At 73.5% G+C, this 17,963-nt stretch carries 3 protein-coding genes; 2 read left to right on the plus strand and 1 reads right to left on the minus strand.

All coding sequences use genetic code 11. From position 1 onward, the window contains the following. Positions 1–66: 66 nt before the first annotated feature. Entirely contained in the window at positions 67–15,543 is a 15,477-nt protein-coding gene (locus ACZ37P_RS28375; protein WP_467349209.1) for an SDR family NAD(P)-dependent oxidoreductase, read from the minus strand. 425 nt (positions 15,544–15,968) lie between these two features. Between ACZ37P_RS28375 and ACZ37P_RS28380 the strand changes: the two genes are divergently transcribed. Then, a complete protein-coding gene (locus ACZ37P_RS28380) occupies positions 15,969–17,159 on the plus strand; it encodes a cytochrome P450 (RefSeq protein ID WP_355332734.1) in 1,191 nt (396 codons plus the stop codon). A 194-nt stretch (positions 17,160–17,353) separates the two neighbouring features. After that, on the plus strand, positions 17,354–17,806 hold the full coding sequence (locus tag ACZ37P_RS28385; RefSeq protein WP_401306948.1) for a nuclear transport factor 2 family protein: 453 nt from the start codon (positions 17,354–17,356) through the stop codon (positions 17,804–17,806). Positions 17,807–17,963: the final 157 nt, after the last annotated feature.

Genomic DNA, 17,963 nt, shown 5'->3' on the forward strand with positions numbered 1-17,963 from the left:
GGTTACGGGATGTCCTGCGTCGTGTGGCCCGCCCGGCGCTCGTGCCGCCGCGCCGGGCGAGGCCGCTCAGGAGATCCCGAGCTCGTTGTTGATGAAATCCAGCACCTCGTCGGCGGATGCCGACTTCAGCCGGTCGGCGGCACCGGTCTCGCGTGTGCCTGAGCCGGTCTCGGTGCCGGAGTCGCGCCAGAAAGCGAGCAGTGTCTCCAGTCGGCGGCCGACCGCGGCGCGCTGGTCAGCGTCCACCTCCTCGGCCGCGACGGTGGCGAGCTGGGTCTCCAACGCCGCCAGTTCGGCCAGGAGTTCATCGGCACCTGGCGGTTGTTCGTCGGGCAGCAGCGTGCCGAGCAGGTGCGCGGCGAGCGCGTCGGGGGTGGGGTGGTCGAAGACCACGGTGGCCGCGAGCCGCTGTCCGGTGGCGGTGCCGAGGCGGTTGCGCAGTTCGACTCCGGTGAGCGAGTCGAAGCCCAGTTCCTTGAACGCGCGCGCCGGATCGACGGCGGCCGACGATCCGTGGCCGAGCACCGCCGCGACGTTGGTGCGCACCATGTCGACGAGTACGGCGCTGCGCTCGGCGGCTCCGAGCGCGGCGAGGCGCGCGGCCAGGTCCGCGCCGCCCGAACGCTCCGCAGGGACAGCGGCTTTGGCGGTACGGCGCTGCGGGGTACGGCTCGTCAGGCCGCGCGCGAGAGCGCGGAAGGCTTCTCCCGCGGTCTGCTCCGCCGCCGCCTCGGGCGCGAGGCGGGCCGTGACGGCGAGCGGCGTGTCCCAGTTCACGGCCGCGTCGAACAGGCCAATTCCCTGCTCGACGCTCATCGGCACCACACCAGAACGGGCCAGACGTGCCCGGTCGACCTCATCGAGCGAACCGGTCAACTCCGAGTCGGTGGCCCAGTGTCCCCATGCCATCGACACAGCCGCAGCGCCGCTCGTACGGCGCACACCGGCCAGAGCGTCCAGGAACGTGTTCGCCGCCGCGTAGTTCGCCTGCCCCGCCGTGCCCACCACGCCCGCGAGCGACGAGAACAGCACGAACAACGACAGGTCCAGGTCCCGGGTCAGCTCATGCAGATGCCACGCGGCATCCACCTTCGCGCCCAACACCGCGCGCACCCGGCCTTCGTCCAGACCACCGATCAGCGCGTCGTCCAGCGCGCCCGCGCAGTGCACCACACCGCCCAACGGCCGGTCCCCGCCGAAGCGCGCGAGCAGCCCGGACACCTCGTCCCGGACCGCGACATCACACGCCACGACCTCGACCCGCGCACCGGCCGCCTCCAACTCCGCCACCAGCGCATCCGCTCCGGGAGCGTCCTCGCCCCGTCGGCTGGCCAGCACCAGATCCCGGACCCCGTACGAGGCCACCAGATGCCGGGCCACCAGCCCGCCCAGCAGACCCGTACCACCCGTGATCACCACCGCACTCGCGGCATCAACCCGGCGGGGAAGCCTCAACACGACCTTGCCGACATGCCGCGCCTGCGACATGAACCGCAACGCCTCACCCGCCCGCCGTACGTCCCACACCCGCACCGGCAACGGCTCCAGCACACCCTCCGCAAACAACCCCGCCAACTCCCGCAGGATCTCGCCGACTCGCTGCGGGTCCGCCTTCGCCAGGTCGTAGGCCCGGTAGGTCACACCGGGGTGCTCGGCGGCGACGGCCTCCGGGTCGCGGATGTCGGTCTTGCCCATCTCCAGGAACCGGCCGCCACGCGGCAGCAACCGCAACGACGCGTCCACGAACTCCCGCGCCAGGCAGTCCAGTACGACGTCGACTCCGTCGCCCCCGGTGGCGGTCATGAAGGCGTCCTCGAAGGCCAGAGTCCGGGAGGACGCGATGTGCTCCGCGTCGAAGCCCATGTCCCGGAGGGTGTCCCACTTGCCCTCACTGGCGGTCCCGAAGACCTCGGCACCCCAGTGGCGAGCCAACTGCGTGGCCGCCATTCCCACACCGCCGGTCGCCGCGTGAATCAACACCCGTTGCCCGGAACGCAGTTCGCCGAGATCGGCGAGACCGATCCACGCCGTGAGGAACACCGCGGGGACGGCGGCGGCCTGCTCGAAGCTCCAGCCCTCCGGCACCCGCACGACCAAGCGCTCGTCCACCACCGCCAACGGCCCGAACGACTCCGGCAGCAGACCCATCACCCGGTCACCCACCACGACACCCGCGACACCGGGCCCGACCTCGACCACGACACCCGCACCCTCGCAGCCGAGCGACTCCTCAGTGCCGACCATGCCCAGACTGACCACGACGTCACGGAAGTTGACACCGGCCGCGCGGATACCGACCCGGATCTGGCCGGGGGCGAGCGGCGCGTCGGCAGCGGGGTGGGGGGCCAGGACGAGCCCGTCGAGCGTCCCTTCGGAGGCGACCAGTCGCCACGCGCCCTCGGCGGCCGGCACCAAACCCCCGCCACCGGCAGGCGCCCGCACCAGCCTCGGCACCAGCACCTCACCACCACGCACCGCCACCTGCGGCTCACCCGCCGCCGACGCGACACCGAGCACCGCACCGAGATCCGCGGCCGTCTCCACGTCGTGGTCGGTGTCGACCAGCAGCAGGCGCCCGGGGTTCTCGGCGAGCGCGCTGCGCACCAGGCCCCACACCGGAGCGTGGACCAGATCGGCGACAGGCTCACCGCTGTGAGTGGACACCGCGCCACGGGTGACGAGAACCAACCGCGAACCAGCGAACCGCTCCTCGGCCAGCCACTCCTGGACCAGACCCAGCGCACTGGCCACCGCCTCCGCCACCGCACCCGGCACATCGCCGGAGACTGACGCCGGGGGCAGGACCACGCCGACCAGCGGCGGAACCGACTCTGAGGCGGCGGCCAGGGCCGCGAGGCCCGCTGCCCCCGGCACGAGGACGCAGTCGGCCGTCGCCGCGTCGGCCTCCGTAGGCGTCGCGCGGACCCAGTCCACCCGGAACAGGCCGTCGACCGGGTCCGCGCCGGAACCACGGAGCTGGTCGCCCGACACCGCGCGCAGCACGAGGGACGTCACCGACAGGACCAGGGCGCCTGCGGTGTCGGTCACCGTCACTGACACCGTGTCAGGTCCCGAGGCCCGCAGCCGTACGCGTACGGAGGTCGCGCCGACCGCGCCCAGCACGACATCGGACCAGACGAACGGCAGCCGGACCGGCGAGCCGTGAGGGTGCTCCAGCAGTACGGCCTGGATCGCGGCGTCGAGCAGGGCGGGATGGATGCCGAACCGGGCCGCGTCCTCGGCCGCGGCCTCCGGCAACGCCACTTCCGCGTACAGCTCGTCGCTGTCGCGCCATGCGGCCCGCAGGCCCTGGAAGGCAGGGCCGTAGCCGTAACCGGCCGCCGCTGCCCGCTCGTAGAAGCCGTCGACCGGCACCGGCTCGGCGCCCGGCGGCGGCCACGCCGTGAGCGTGTCCGGGGTGTCAGGGCTGCCGTCGAGCAGCGTGCCGGCGGCGTTGCGCGTCCAGGGCCGGTCGCCCGGCGCGGCGCTCTCCGCGCGGGAGTGGATGCCGAGTTCGCGCCGCCCGTCCGCGTCGGGCGCGCCGACGGAGACCTGCACCTGTACGCCGCTGCCCTCCGGCACCACCAACGGCACCTGGAGCGTCAACTCCTCGACCCGCCCGGCCCCGACCTCGTCCGCCGCGCGCAACGCCCATTCGGCCAGGGCCGCGCCCGGCACCAGCACGGTCCCCTCCACCCGGTGATCGCCCAGCCACGCGTGCGACGCCAGCGACAACCGGCCCGTGAACACGACCTGATCCGAATCCGCCAGCCGCACCACCGCACCCAACAGCGGGTGATCGACGGCCTCCTGCCCGAGCCCGCTGGGATCGCCGCTGCGGCTGCCCTCACCGGTCAGCCAGTAGCGCTCGTGCTGGAAGGCGTACGTGGGCAGATCCACGCGGCGGGCGGGGGTTCCCGCGAAGACGGACCGCCAGTCGACGGGCAGGCCGCGTACCCAGCCCTCGGCGAGAGACGTCAGGAACCGCTCCTGACCGCCCTCGTCGCGGCGGAGGGTGCCCAGGGCGACGGCGTCGGAGCCCGCGTCCTCGAACGTCTCGGCCAGACCGACTGCGAGAACCGGGTGCGGGCTGGACTCGATGAAGTACCCGAAGCCGTCCGCCAGTAGGGCCCGGACGGTCTCGTCGAAGCGGACTTCCTGGCGGAGGTTGGTCACCCAGTAGTCGGCGTCCAGCGTGCTCGTGTCGATACGGGCGCCGGTCACCGTCGAGTAGAACGGGACATCGGAGGTTGCCGGTTCGATGTCGGACAGAGCCTCAACTACTTCCCCGCGTATGGCGTCCACCTGTGCCGAGTGCGACGCGTAGTCCACATCGATACGGCGCGCCCGTACGCCCTCGGCCTCACACACCGTCAGCAGCTCAACCAAGGCTTGAGGTTCACCCGAAACGACCGTGGACGAGGGCCCGTTCACGGACGCGACCGAGATACGGCCGTCCCAGCGCGCGATCCGCTCCCGTACCGCATCCGCCGGGAGCGCGACCGACACCATCCCACCGTTGCCCGACAACGACCCGCGAATCGCCCTCGCCCGCAACGCCACCACGCGCGCCGCGTCCTCCACCGACAACGCGCCAGCGACGCAGGCCGCCGCGATCTCACCCTGACTGTGACCAATCACCGCACCCGGCTCAACGCCCACCGACCGCCACACCGCAGCCAGCGACACCATCACCGCCCACAACGCACCCTGAACAACGACCACATCATCCAGAGCCCCGCTACGAATCGCCTCCACCACCGACGACCCCACATGAGGCAACAGCGCCGCGTCACACTCCGCCAACCGCGCCCCGAACACCGGAGACGACCCCAGAAGCTCAGTCGCCATCCCCGCCCACTGCGACCCCTGACCAGGAAACACGAACGCCACCCGACCGGGGTCCCGCACCGTCGCGCCCGACACCACGCGGGCGGCCGGGGTGTCGTCGGCCAGGGCGCCGAGCCCCGAGACGGCCTCGGCGATGTCCGGGGCCAGCACCACGCTCCGGTACTCCAGGGCGGTGCGGGACGTCGCGAGGGAGAGGCCGACGTCCGCCGGGGAGTTCTCCGCGCCGCCCGCCTCGACGAAGGACGCCAGGCGTCCGGCCTGGCCGCGCAGCGCGTCCGCCGACCGCGCGGACACCACCCACGGCACCACCGTCAGCGACCCCAACGGGCCTGCCTCCGAGTCGACTTCGGGCTCGGAGGTCCGCGACGGCTCGGCCTCTTCCAGGATCACGTGCGCGTTCGTCCCGCTGATGCCGAACGACGAGACGGCGGCCCGGCGCGGGCGGTCGCCAGGGGACCAGTCCTGGGAGCCGGTCAGCAACTCGACGGCGCCGCTCGACCAGTCGACGTGCGGCGTCGGCTCATCCACGTGGAGCGTGCGCGGCAGCACGCCGTGCCGCATCGCCTGGACCATCTTGATGACGCCCGCGACCCCGGCGGCGGCTTGCGTGTGGCCGATGTTCGACTTCACCGAGCCTAGCCACAGGGGCACTTCACCGGCCCGCTCCTGCCCGTACGTCGCGAGCAGCGCCTGCGCCTCGATGGGGTCGCCCAGTGCCGTGCCGGTCCCGTGCGCCTCGACGGCGTCGACATCGGCGGCCGTCAGACCGGCACTGTCCAACGCGGCCCGGATCACCCGCTCCTGCGACGGACCATTGGGCGCGGTCAGCCCGTTCGACGCGCCGTCCTGGTTCACCGCGGAGCCCCGCATCACCGCCAGCACCCGGTGACCGTTGCGCCGCGCGTCCGACAGCCGCTCCAGCAGCAAGACGCCGACGCCCTCGCCCCACCCGGCACCGTCCGCCGCTGCCGAGAACGCCTTGCTGCGGCCGTCGGGCGCCATGCCCCGCTGGCGGCTGAACTCCACGAAGACCCACGGGGTCGCCATGACCGTGACGCCTCCGGCCAGGGCGAGCGAGCACTCCCCCGACCGCAGGGCCTGCGCCGCCAGGTGCATCGCGACCAGCGACGACGAGCACGCCGTGTCCACCGTCATCGCCGGACCCTCGAACCCGAAGGTGTACGAGACCCGGCCGGAGGCGACGCTGCCCTGCGTGCTGGTGACGGCGTAGCCCTCCAGTTCTTCGGGGCGGTCGCCGGTGGAGCCGTAGTCGTGGTGCATGACTCCGGTGAAGACGCCCGTCGAACTGCCCTTCAGCGAACCGGGATCAATACCCGCCCGCTCCAGCACCTCCCACGACGCCTCCAGCAGCAACCGCTGCTGCGGATCCATCGACAACGCCTCACGCGGAGACACCCCGAAGAACCCCGCATCGAACTCCCCCGCGCCATAGAGGAACCCACCCTCACGCGCATAACTCCGCCCCGCCACACCAGGATTCGGATCAAACAACCCCTCAACATCCCACCCCCGGTCCACCGGGAACCCCGACACCGCATCCCCACCCGAAGCAACCAGCGACCACAACTCCTCAGGCGAACCCACACCACCCGGATACCGACACGCCATCCCCACAATCACCACCGGATCGGTGTCACTGTCCGGAGCGGACGCCCGGACTGCCGCGTCGGCCGGGGCCGTTGCCGCCGGCTGGCCCGGCCGGTCGGCGCCCAGCACGAGGGTGCGGAGGAAGCCGGTGAGTGCCTGGGGCGTCGGGTAGTCGAAGACGAGGGTGGCGGGGAGCCGGAGGCCGGTGGACGTGGCGAGGGCGTTGCGGAGTTGCAGGGCGGTCAGCGAGTCGAAGCCGAACTCCTTGAAGCTGCGGCGCGCGGAAATCGTGTCCGGTGTCGGCAACGCGAGGACGGCTGCGGCCTGTTCACGGATCAGATCGAGCAGGAGTCGGTCCTGTTCCTGCGGGTCGAGGCCGGTGAGGCGGTGCCGCAGGTCGCTGGCGCTGTCGGCCGGTGCGGCAGCGGCGGCGGTGCGCCGTGCGCGGACCAGGCTGCGGAAGGCGGGCCGCAGGGAGCCGCGGGCGGCCTCGGTGCGCAGGGCGGTCAGGTCGAGCGAGACGGGGACGAGGCAGGACGTGTCGGTGATGGTGGCCGCGTCGAACAGGGCCAGGCCGAGGTCGGCGGCCAGCGGCCGGACGCCGGAGGCGCGCAGCCAGGCGAGGTCGCCGTCGTCCAAGTGGGCGCGCATGCTGCCGACTTCCTCCCACAGGCCCCAGGCGAGGGAGTGCGCGGGCAGGCCCTCGGCGCGGCGGCGCGCGGCGAGGGCGTCGAGGAAGGCGTTGGCGGCGGCGTAGTCGGCCTGGCCGGGGTTGCCGAAGGTCGCGGCGATGGAGGAGAACAGCACGAACTGCGACAGGTCCAAGTGTCGCGTCAGCTCGTGCAGATGGACCGCCGCGTCCACCTTCGGCGTGAGCACGCGGGACAGTTGGTCGTCGGTGAGGGACAACACGAGTCCGTCGTCGAGCACACCGGCCGCGTGCACCACGCCGGTCAGCGGCCGGTCGGAGGGAACGGAGTCCAGCAGGGCGGCCAGCGCCGTTCGGTCGGCCGCGTCGCAGGCGACGATGTCGACGGTCTCCGCGCCGTCGGCGCGGAGCCGGGCCCTGAGGTCGGCGGCGCCGTCCGTGCCGGGTCCGCGTCGGCTGGTCAGGACGAGGTGCCGGACGCCGTGTTCGGTGACCAGGTGACCGGCCAGGAGCGAGCCGAGGGCGCCGGTCCCGCCGGTGATCAGGACCGTGCCGTGCGGGTCGGCCTCGGTGGGGTGCGGGTCGCTCTGGGTGCCGGGCGCCTCGGACGCGGCGCCGGGGGTGGCGCGGACCAGCCGGGGCAGCCGTGTCTCGCCCGCGCGCAAGGCGATCTGCGCCTCGTCCCGCGCGACGGCGGTGGCGACGGCCGCGGCCAGTGCGTCCCGGGACGCCGGTGTGTCGTCCGTGTCGACCAGGACGAGGCGGCCGGGGTGCTCGGACTGGGCGCTGCGGATCAGGCCCCAGACGGGTGCCGTCGCCAGATCGGCGACTGCCTCGTCGGGTCCCGCCGCCACCGCCCCGCGCGTCAGCACGACCAGGCGCGACGTGCTCAGCCGCTCGTCGCCGAGCCAGGTCTTGAGCAGGGCCAGTGCCTCGGCGGTCGCTGCGTGGGCGCGGGCGGGCAGTGCCGCGTCGACCGGCGTACGGCCCGGCGTCCCGCCCTCGTGGGCCGCCGTCCCACTCCCGTCGCCGAGGACACCGTTCGCGCCGACAGGCGGGCCGCCGTCGTAACCCGATGCCCCGCTCCCGTAACCGTCGCCGTCGCCCGGCGCACCCTTCGCGCCGCCCGGCTCCTCGTGCCCCCACCCGCCGAGCCGTACCAGTGCCGTCGGCGGCGCCTCGATGGCGCCCGCGTCGATGCGGGCGAGCAGTTCCGCGATGTCGGGCACGCCGTCGTCGCCCGTGCCGGGACCGACGGCCAGCCATTCGGCGGCGGGCTCCGCGGTCGCGGCGGGCTGCCAGTCGAGCCGGAAGAGCGCCTGGTCCGCGGGGGTGTTCGCGGGGCGCCCAGCGGGGCTCAACTGCGCCTCGCCGACGGGCAGCAGGGTGAGCGCCTCGATGGACGCGACGGGCGCGCCGGTGGCGTCCGCGAGGGTCAGGGCGACGGTGTCCGGGCCGTCGGGAGTGACGCGGACGCGGACCGCCGAGGCGTGGACGGCGTGCAGGGCGAGCCCGCGCCAGGCGAACGGCAGCCGCAGGCCCTCGACATGGGCCAGGCAGATGTGCAACGCGGCGTCCAGCAGGGCGGGATGGACGCCGTACGATCCGGCTTCGGTGGCCTGCTCGTCGGCGAGGGCGACGTCGGCGTAGAGGTGCTGACCCGACCGCCAGGCGGCGCGGACGCGGCGGAAGGCCGGACCGTAGCCGTAACCGGTCGCGTCCAGGTCCGCGTAGAACTCCTCGACGGGCACCGGCCGGGCGTCGGCCGGGGGCCAGGCGGTCAGGGGTTCGGGAGCGGCGGGCGCCTCGGAGGCGAGGACGCCCGCGGCGTGCCGGACCCAGGGGCCGGTGTCGACGCTTCCGGAGTCGTCGTGCGCGTCGGCGCGGTCGGGTCGTGAGTGGATTCGTAGTTCGCGGCGGCCGGTCGTGTCCGGTGCGCCGACGGTGAGCTGGAGGTGCACGCCGTCCTGGCCCGTGAGGACCAGCGGTGCTTCCAGGGTGAGTTCCTCGACCTGGGCGCATCCGGTCAATTCAGCGGCGTGCAGGGCCAGTTCGGCGAACGCCGAGCCGGGCAGCAGCACCGTGTCGAGAGCGGCGTGGTCCGCCAGCCACGGATGGGTGCGCAGCGAGATCCGGCCCGTGAGCAACAGGGAGTCGGTGTCGGCGAGTTGTACGGCCGCGCCCAGCATCGGGTGCCCGGTGGCGGACAGGCCGAGGCCGTCCGTTCCCGCGCCCGCGCCCGCCGCCGACTCCAGCCAGTACCGCGCCCGTTGGAAGGCGTAGGTGGGCAGGTGGACGCGGCGCCCGTCGGTCGCGGGCAGCAGGCGGGTCCAGTCGACGCCGGGCAGGCCGCGGACCCAGCCTTCGGCGACGGAGGTGAGGAAGCGGTCGGCGCCGCCTTCGTCGCGGCGGAGCGTGCCGAGGGCGAGGGCGTCGGTCCCGGCGTACTCGAACGTCTCCTGTATGGCGGGGGTGAGTACGGGGTGGGCGCTGATCTCGACGAAGAACCGGAAGCCGTCGTCGAGGAGTGTGTGGACGGCGGTCTCGAAGTCGACCGGCCTGCGGGCGTTCTCGAACCAGTAGTCGGCGTCGAGCCCGTCTCCGTCGAGCGCGCCGCCGGTGACGGTCGAGTAGAACGGGACGTCGCCCGCGGCGGGCGTGACGTCGGCGAACATCTGCGTGATGCGGTCGCGCAGCGGGTCGACCTGGGCGCAGTGCGAGGCGACGGTGGAGCCGATGACGCGGGCCCTGATCCCCTCGTCCTTGCAGGCGGCGACGAATTCGGCGAGCGAGGTCTCGTCCCCGGCGACGGTCTGCGCGGTGGGTCCGTTGCGTCCGGCCGCGGTGAGGCGGCCGTCCCACGCGGCCAGCCGCTCTTCCAGCGCCCGCGCGCTCAGGGCGACCGAGGCGACGGCGCCGTTGCCGACGAGTTCCTCGCCGAAGAGCGCGCTGCGCAGGACGACGATGCGGACGGCGTCGGCGAGGGTGAGGGCGCCCGCGACGCAGGCCGCGGCGATCTCGCCCTGGCTGCTGCCGACGACGGCGGCCGGCTCGACGCCCGCGGCGCGCCACATCGCGGCCAGGGACACGTTGACGGCGAACAGCACCGGTTGGAGTACGTCGATCCGGTCGAGCGGCGGCGCGTCCGGGGCGGCGCGCAGCACAGCGGTGGCGGACCAGTCGACGTAGGCGGCCGCCTCCCGCTCGCACTCGGCGAAGCGGCGGGCGAACACCGGTGAGGTGTCGAGGAGTTCGGCGGCCATGCCGCGCCACTGGGAGCCCTGGCCGGGGAAGACGAACACGGTCCGGCCGCGCAGGTCGGCCGCGCCGACGACGGCGTGGGGGGTGGGCGCGCCGACGGCGACGGCGGTCAGCGCGTCACGGGTCTCGTCGGGGTCGGCGGCGAGCACGACGGACCGGTGTTCGAGTACGGCGCGGGCGGTGGCCAGGGCATGGCCGGTGGCGGCCCGGCCGTCGCCCGTGCTCGCGGGGCCGTCTCCCCCGGCCTCGCCCGTCCAGTCGCGGATACGGGCGGCCTGGGCGCGCAGCGCGGCGGCCGACTGTCCTGACACCGGCCACGGTGCGGGGGCGCCGGTGAGGATCGGGAGCGCCCGCGGGTCCCCGGCCCCGCCCTCGGAAGCGGAAGCGGATACGGATGCCGAAGCGGATACGGACTCGGCCTCGACCTCGGCCTCGGACGCGCCGGGCGCGGCCGGAGCGCTTACGGGAGCCTCCGCCTCCTCCAGGATCAGGTGCGCGTTCGTGCCGCTGATGCCGAACGACGAGACGCCCGCGCGCCGCGGCCGGTCCCCGCGCTTCCACGCCACCGGTTCGGTGAGGAGCGTGACGGCGCCGGACCAGTCGACGTGCGGCGAGGGAACGTCCGCGTGCAGAGTGCGGGGCAGCTCCTCGTGGTGCAGGGCCTGCACGATCTTGATCACGCCCGCGATGCCCGCCGCGGCCTGGGTGTGCCCGATGTTGGACTTGACCGAGCCGAGCCGGAGCGGCCGGTCCTCGGGGCGGCTCCGCCCGTAGGTGGCCAACAGCGCCTGCGCCTCGATCGGGTCGCCGAGCGTCGTGCCGGTGCCGTGCGCCTCGACCACGTCCACGTCGGCGGCGGCGACCCGCGCGTCGGCGAGCGCGTCACGGATCACCCGCTCCTGCGAGGGGCCGTGCGGCGCGGTCAGGCCGTTGCTCGCGCCGTCCTGGTTGGTGGCGGAGCCGCGGATCAGGGCCAGCACCTGGTGGCCGTTGCGGCGCGCGTCGGAGAGCCGCTCGACCACGAGGACGCCGACGCCCTCGGACCAGCCGGTGCCGTCCGCGGCGGCGGAGAACGCCTTGCAGCGGCCGTCGGGGGACAGCGCCCCCTGTCGGCTCAGCTCCACGAACATGCCGGGCGTGGACATGATCGTGACGCCGCCCGCGATCGCCATCGTGCACTCGCCCGACCGCAGCGACCGTACCGCCCAGTGCAGTGCGACCAGGGACGACGAGCAGGCCGTGTCCAGGGTGACGGCCGGGCCCTCGAGGCCCAGCGTGTAGGCCAGCCGTCCCGAGGCGACGCTGGTGAGGGTGCCGGTGAGCCGGTGGCCCTCGACGCCGTCCGCGCCGTACTGGAGCTGCGGCCCGTACTCCTGGAACATCGCGCCGAAGAAGACGCCGGTGCGGGTGCCGCGCAGGGACAGCGGGTCCATCCCGGCGCGCTCGACCGCCTCCCACGAGGTCTCCAGCAGCAGGCGCTGCTGCGGGTCCATGGCCAGGGCCTCGCGCGGCGAGATCCCGAACAGCCCGGCGTCGAAGTCCGGTGCGCCGTCGAGGAATCCGCCGTGCCGGACGTAGCTGGTGGCCGCGCGCCGCGCCTGCGGGTCGTAGAGGCGCTCGATGTCCCAGCCGCGGTTGTCGGGGAAGTCGCCGATGACGTCCCGGCCGTCCGCGACGACGTCCCACAGCGCCTCGGGCGAGTCGACGCCGCCGGGCAGTCGGCAGGCCATGGCGACGATGGCGATCGGGGAGTCGTCGGCGTCCGGGTGGTCAGCGGGGGGCGCCGCGGTGTCGTTCGCCGCGGGTCCCGCGTCGAGCAGGGCGGCGCGCAGGTGGCGGGCGAGCGCGGACGGCGTGGGCTGGTCGAAGAGGACGGTGGCGGGCATCGCCACCTCGGCCTGCTCGGCGATCCGGTTGCGGAGCTGGACCGACAGGTGCGAGTCGAACCCGAGGTTCTTGAAGGTCTGTTCGGGGTCGAGTGCGTCCGGCGACGGCTGTCCCGCGACCGCCGCCGCGTGCGCCAGAACGAAGCGCAGCAACGTCGAATCCCGCTCGGCCGGGCGCAGCGCGGCCAGTCGGGCGGCGAACGAGGAGGCGGCGGCGGCCGGTTCGGCGCCGGAGTCCCGGTCCCCGTCGTGCTCGGCGTCCCGGACGGTGCGCCGGGCCGGTACGGCGGCGGTTCCCGCGCGTCGGCGACGGCGGCCGGTCGCGGTGTCCAGCCAGTGGCGGCGGCGCTGGAACGCGTAGGTGGGAAGGGCCACTTGGGCCGGGGGCGTGTCGGCGAACACGGCCTGCCAGTCGACCGGCAGGCCGCGTACCCAGCCCTCGGCCAGCGAGGTCAGGAAGCGTTCCTGGCCGCCCTGGTTCCTGCGCAGCGTGCCGAGCGCCACCGCGTCGAACCCGGCGTCCTCGAACGTCTCGGCCAGGCCCACCGCCAGCACGGGGTGCGCGCTGGCCTCCACGAAGTAGCCGAACCCGTCCGCCAGCAGCGCGCGTACGGTCTCGTCGAACCGCACCTGCCCGCGGAGGTTGGCGAGCCAGTACGCGGCGTCCAGCTCCCGGGTGTCGAGCCGGCCGCCGGTGACCGTGGAGTAGAAGAGCACGTCGGACGCCACCGGGGTGATGCCGGCCAGGGCGTCCAGCACCTCCTCCCGGATCGCGTCGACCTGGACCGAGTGCGACGCGTAGTCGATGTCGACGCGCCGGGCGCGGATGCCCTCGGCGTCGCAGGCGGCGCGCAGTTCGGCGAGCGCGTCGAGCTCGCCCGACACCACGGTGGAAGAAGGCCCGTTGACCGATCCGACGCACAGCCGGTCGCCCCAGCGGGTGAGGCGTTCGAGCACCGCGCCGACGGGCAGCCCGACCGAGAGCATCCCGCCGCGGCCCGACAGCGACGCGCCGATCACCTTCGCCCGCAGCGCGACCGTCTTCGCCCCGTCCTCGACGGACAGCGCGCCCGCGACGCAGGCGGCGGCGATCTCGCCCTGGCTGTGCCCGATGACGGCGCCGGGCTCGACACCGGCGGCGCGCCACACCTCGGCCAGCGACACCATCACCGCCCACAGCGCCGACTGGACGACGACCACGTCGTCCAGGGCGCCCTCCCGGATCGCCTCGACCACCGAGCTGCCGAGATACGGCGCCAGCGCCGTGTCGCACTCCCCCATCCGGGCCGCGAACACCGGTGAGGTGGCGAGCAGTTGCATCGCCATGCCCGCCCACTGCGAGCCCTGGCCCGGGAACACCAGGGCCACCCGGCTGCCTCCGGCGCGCACCGCGCCGCTCACGAGGCCGGCCGCGGGCATGCCGGTGGCGAGCATGCCGACGGCGTTACGGGCGTCCGCGGGTCCGGCCGCGAGGACGACAGCGCGGTGCTCGAACGCCGCCCGGGAGAGGGCGAGGGCCCGGCCTACCGGGCGCAGGCTCGACGGGCCGCCGTCGGCGGAGTCGGAGTCGGAGCCGGAGTCGGAGTCGGCATGAGCATCGGCATTGGCATCGGCGGATTCGGCGACGGCGGATTCGGCGACGGCGAGCAGGCGTTCGGCCTGGCCTCGCAGCGCGGCGGCGGACCGCGCGGACACCGGCCAGGGCACGAGGTCGAGTTCACCGAGCGGTGACCGTATCGCGGGGGCGGCGACCGGGGCAGCCGCGTCGGGGACGACGGAGGCCGAGGCCGCGGCCCATTCGCCCACCACCACATGGCAGTTGGTGCCCCCCATGCCGAAGGAGGAGACACCGCCCAGCAGCGGCCGGTCGGCGTCGGGCCAGGCGGTCGCCCCGTCCCCGGTCTGCACCCACAGGCGGAGGTCCGCCAGCGCGATCTCCGGGTTCGGGCGGCGGTAGTTGAGGCTCGGCGGCAGTGCCCGGTGCTGGACGCTGAGGATCAGCTTGAGCAGGCCGGTCACGCCCGCCGCGCCTTCCAGGTGGCCGACGTTCGTCTTGACCGAGCCGACGGCCAGCGGCGCTCGCGGGTCGCGGCCGGCGCCGAGCACCGTACCGAGCGCGCGGGCCTCGACCGGGTCGCCGACGCGGGTGCCGGTGCCGTGCAGTTCGACGTACTGCACCTCGTCCGGCGCGACCCCGGCCTGCCGGTAGGCGCTGCGCAGCAGGTCTTCCTGCGCCGCCTGGTGCGGGCTGGTGAGGCCGGGGCCGCCGCCGTCGTTGTTGACGGCGCTGCCGAGCAGCACGCAGCGGATCGGGTCGCCGTCGGCGACGGCGTCGCTCAGCCGCTTGAGGACCAGGACCGCGCCGCCCTCGCCGCGGACGTAGCCGTTGGCGCGCTCGTCGAAGGTGTAGCAGCGGCCGTCGGGAGAGAGAGCGCCGAAGGCGGTGATCCGCTCGGTGGTCTCCGGGACGAGGTTGAGGTTCACGCCGCCGGCCAGGGCGACCGCCGACTCGCCGGAGCGCAGGCTCTCGCAGGCGAGGTGGACCGAGACCAGCGAGGAGGACTGCCCGGCGTCAACGGTCAGGCTCGGGCCGTTGAGGCCCAGCGCGTAGGAGATGCGGTTGGCGACGAGGCTGCGGTGCAGGCCGGTGAGGGTGTGGGCGGTGGCCGGTCCTGACCGGGCGCTGAGGGTCGCGTAGTCGTCGGCGATGACGCCGAGGAACACCCCGTAGGCGAGGGGGTGTCGAGCCGTCTTCCCCGGGTGCTCCGCCGAGGCGGCCTCGGGGGTCCCGCTCCTGGAGGCGGGGTGCAGGGCGGCGAGGCCCGCGTCCTCCAGCGCCTCCCAGCCCAGTTCGAGCGCGAGCCGCTGCTGGGGGTCCATCTGGGCGGCCTCGCGGGGCGTGACGCCGAAGAACTCCGCGTCGAAGCCCTCGATCCGCTCGGCGTCCAGGAAGCCGCCGCGCTGCGGACCGGCCGCGCCCGGACCGCCCGGATCTCCTGGACCGCCCGGATCTCCCGGACCGCCCGGCCCGATGTCCGAATCGACGTCCGAATCGACGTCCGATTCGACGTCCGGCTCGGCGTCCGCGCCGCTCTCCACGGGCCAACGGGGCGCGGCGAGTTCGGTCACGGCGTCCGCGCCGCCGCGCAGCAGGTCCCAGAACGCCGTCGGGTCGTCCGCTCCCGGCAGTCGGCAGGAGACCCCGATGACGGCGATGGGTTCGCCCGGCCCGGCGGGGTCGCCGCCGTGTCCGTTCAGCGAATTCCGGTCGGCATTTGTGTCCGCCACCAGTACGTCAGAGCTCCTTCGGAATCCCACGACCCGGGGGGGGTGATACAGGTCGCACGAAAACGCCAGACTTTCCACCGCCTCGGTGGAATGCGGAGTGCGCGTCCCGATCGCCTCGGAATTGTCGCCCTCCGCGCCGTCATCCGTGGTTGCGGACAGGACGGACGTGGACCGGTAATCGATCCCATCAGCGTTCAACTGGCCAGTCAACCGGGGTCATTGACCGCACGACCCCTGCCCCCGCGGGGGTACCCCCTAAAACACGGCCCCCACCCCCTATACCTATTCCGGGGTTTGAGCCACTGCCGCACGCTGTTACCGTCCACGGGCGATGAAATTCGGAATAATTCCTCATTCGCGGCGTGAAACAAGTGTCCGGCTACGGCCGCATCCGCACGCCGCGCGTCATACGCTGGGAGTCTCGCGTGACCGATTCCGCTGTGTCGCTGAGCCCGCCGTCGGCCGCCGACGGCGGCGCTGAACTGTTCGCGTGGCTGCGCCGCATGCGCGACGACCATCCGGTGTTCCGCGACGAGAACGGCAGTTGGCACGTCCTGCGGTACGCGGACGTGCAGCGGGTGCTGTCGGACCAGAAGGACTTCTCCTCCGACCCGACCCCGGTGTCACCGAAAGCGGCGGAGATCGCCCGCGGTGACCTGGCCCAGATCGACCCGCCCGAGCACCACCATCTGCGGCGCGGGATCAGCCGGGTGTTCACGCCCCGCACCGTGGCCGAACTGGAGCCGCGGATCGCCGAGATCGGCCGGGAACTGCTCGGCGCCACCGACGGCATGGACCGTTTCGACCTGGTGCGGCATCTGACCCATCCGCTGCCGGTGATCGTGATCGCCGAGCTGCTGGGCGTACCGGCCGAGGACCGGCCGATCTTCCGGCACTGGGCGGACCGCATCATCGCCGCCAAGATCGTCGGCATCGACCTGCCGGAGAACTACGAGCGCCTGCGGACCGCGATCGAGGAGATGGACTACTACCTCGACGGCATGCTGGAGGAGCGGCGGTCCCGTCCCGGTGACGACCTGCTCAGCAAGATGGCCACCAGCGAGGTGGACGGTGAGCCGCTGTCGTCGGAGGAGGCCGTCAACTTCGCCCGGCTGCTGCTGATCGCCGGGCACATCACCACGACGATGATGCTGAGCAGCGCGATCCTGTGCTTCGAGGAGCACCCGGAGGCAGCCGCCGCGCTGCGCGCCGACCGCTCGCTGATCCCGGCCGCGCTGGAGGAAGTGATGCGCTACCGGCCGCCGTTCACCATCACCGGCCGGTACACCACCCGGGACGTGCCGATCGGCGGTGTGGTCATCCCCGAGCGGTCGATCGTCATCCCGTGGCTGGCGTCGGCCAACCGCGACGAGCGGCAGTTCGAGGACCCGGACCGGTTCGACATCACCCGTACGCCCAACGCGCACGTCGCGTTCGGCAAGGGCATCCACTTCTGCATCGGTGCGCCGCTGGCCCGGCTGGAGGGGCGGGTGGCCCTCAATCTCCTCCTCGACCATTACCAGGACGTGCGGCTCGACCGCAGCGAGCCGCTGGAGTTCTACGACCGGAACTTCTTCGGAGTGAAGTCGCTGCCGGTGTCGGTCGTCCACACGTGACCGCCGTGGCCTCCCCTTCAGGTCCCGACGGCCCTCGCCCTGCGCCCGGCCGTCCGAACGCCTTCCCGACCGCCCGTCCCACCCCTCTCCCGACCGTCCTCCCGACTTCCCGTCCCACCCCTTCTTCGACCGCCCGTCCCACCCCTTCCCCGACCGCCCGTCCCACCGCCCTCCCGACCATCGGAGCAGCCACGATGACCGACGAGAAACGGGCCAAGTGGCTCATTCTCGAACACTGTCGGATGATCAACGACGGCAATGTGGAGGGCCTGCTCCAGCTCTACGCCGAGGACTGCACCTTCGAGGACCCGGTGGGCAACGGCGAGCAGCACGGCCTGCACGCGCTCAGCCAGCGCGCCGCCGCCGCCGTCTTCTCCGGCGCCTTCGAGGACGCGGCCATGCCGGTGGCGTCCAAGGACGGCCAGTGGGCGTCGGTGCCGATGGTCTCGACCTTCAACTACCTGCCGCTGGCAGGTCCCGCGATGACCGAGTCGGGCCTGCTGCCGCCGGTCCCGCCCAAGGACCCGGAGGAGAAGATGATCCGGGTGAACATCGTGATGACGATCCACGTCAACGAAGTCGGCCTGGTCGACCGGATGATGGCGCTGTACGGCAGCTCCGACGTCACCCTCATCGACCGGAAGTGACGGACCGCTGACCGCCCCCGGCCGGGCGGAGCGACACGGTGGCGGGGGGGGGGGGGGGGGGGGGGGGGGGGGGGGGTGGGTGGGGTGGGGGGGGGGGGGGGGGGGGGTTTGGGGCGGTGGGGGGCGAGAGGCTGTTGGTAGGGGGGGGCGGGGGACG

The sequence above is a fragment of the Streptomyces sp. NPDC024632 genome (assembly GCF_055559175.1).

Excerpts from the sequence above, each read along its gene's own strand:
- ACZ37P_RS28385 (WP_401306948.1), top strand. The coding sequence starts at position 17,354 with ATGACCGACGAGAAACGGGCCAAGTGGCTCATTCTCGAACACTGTCGG.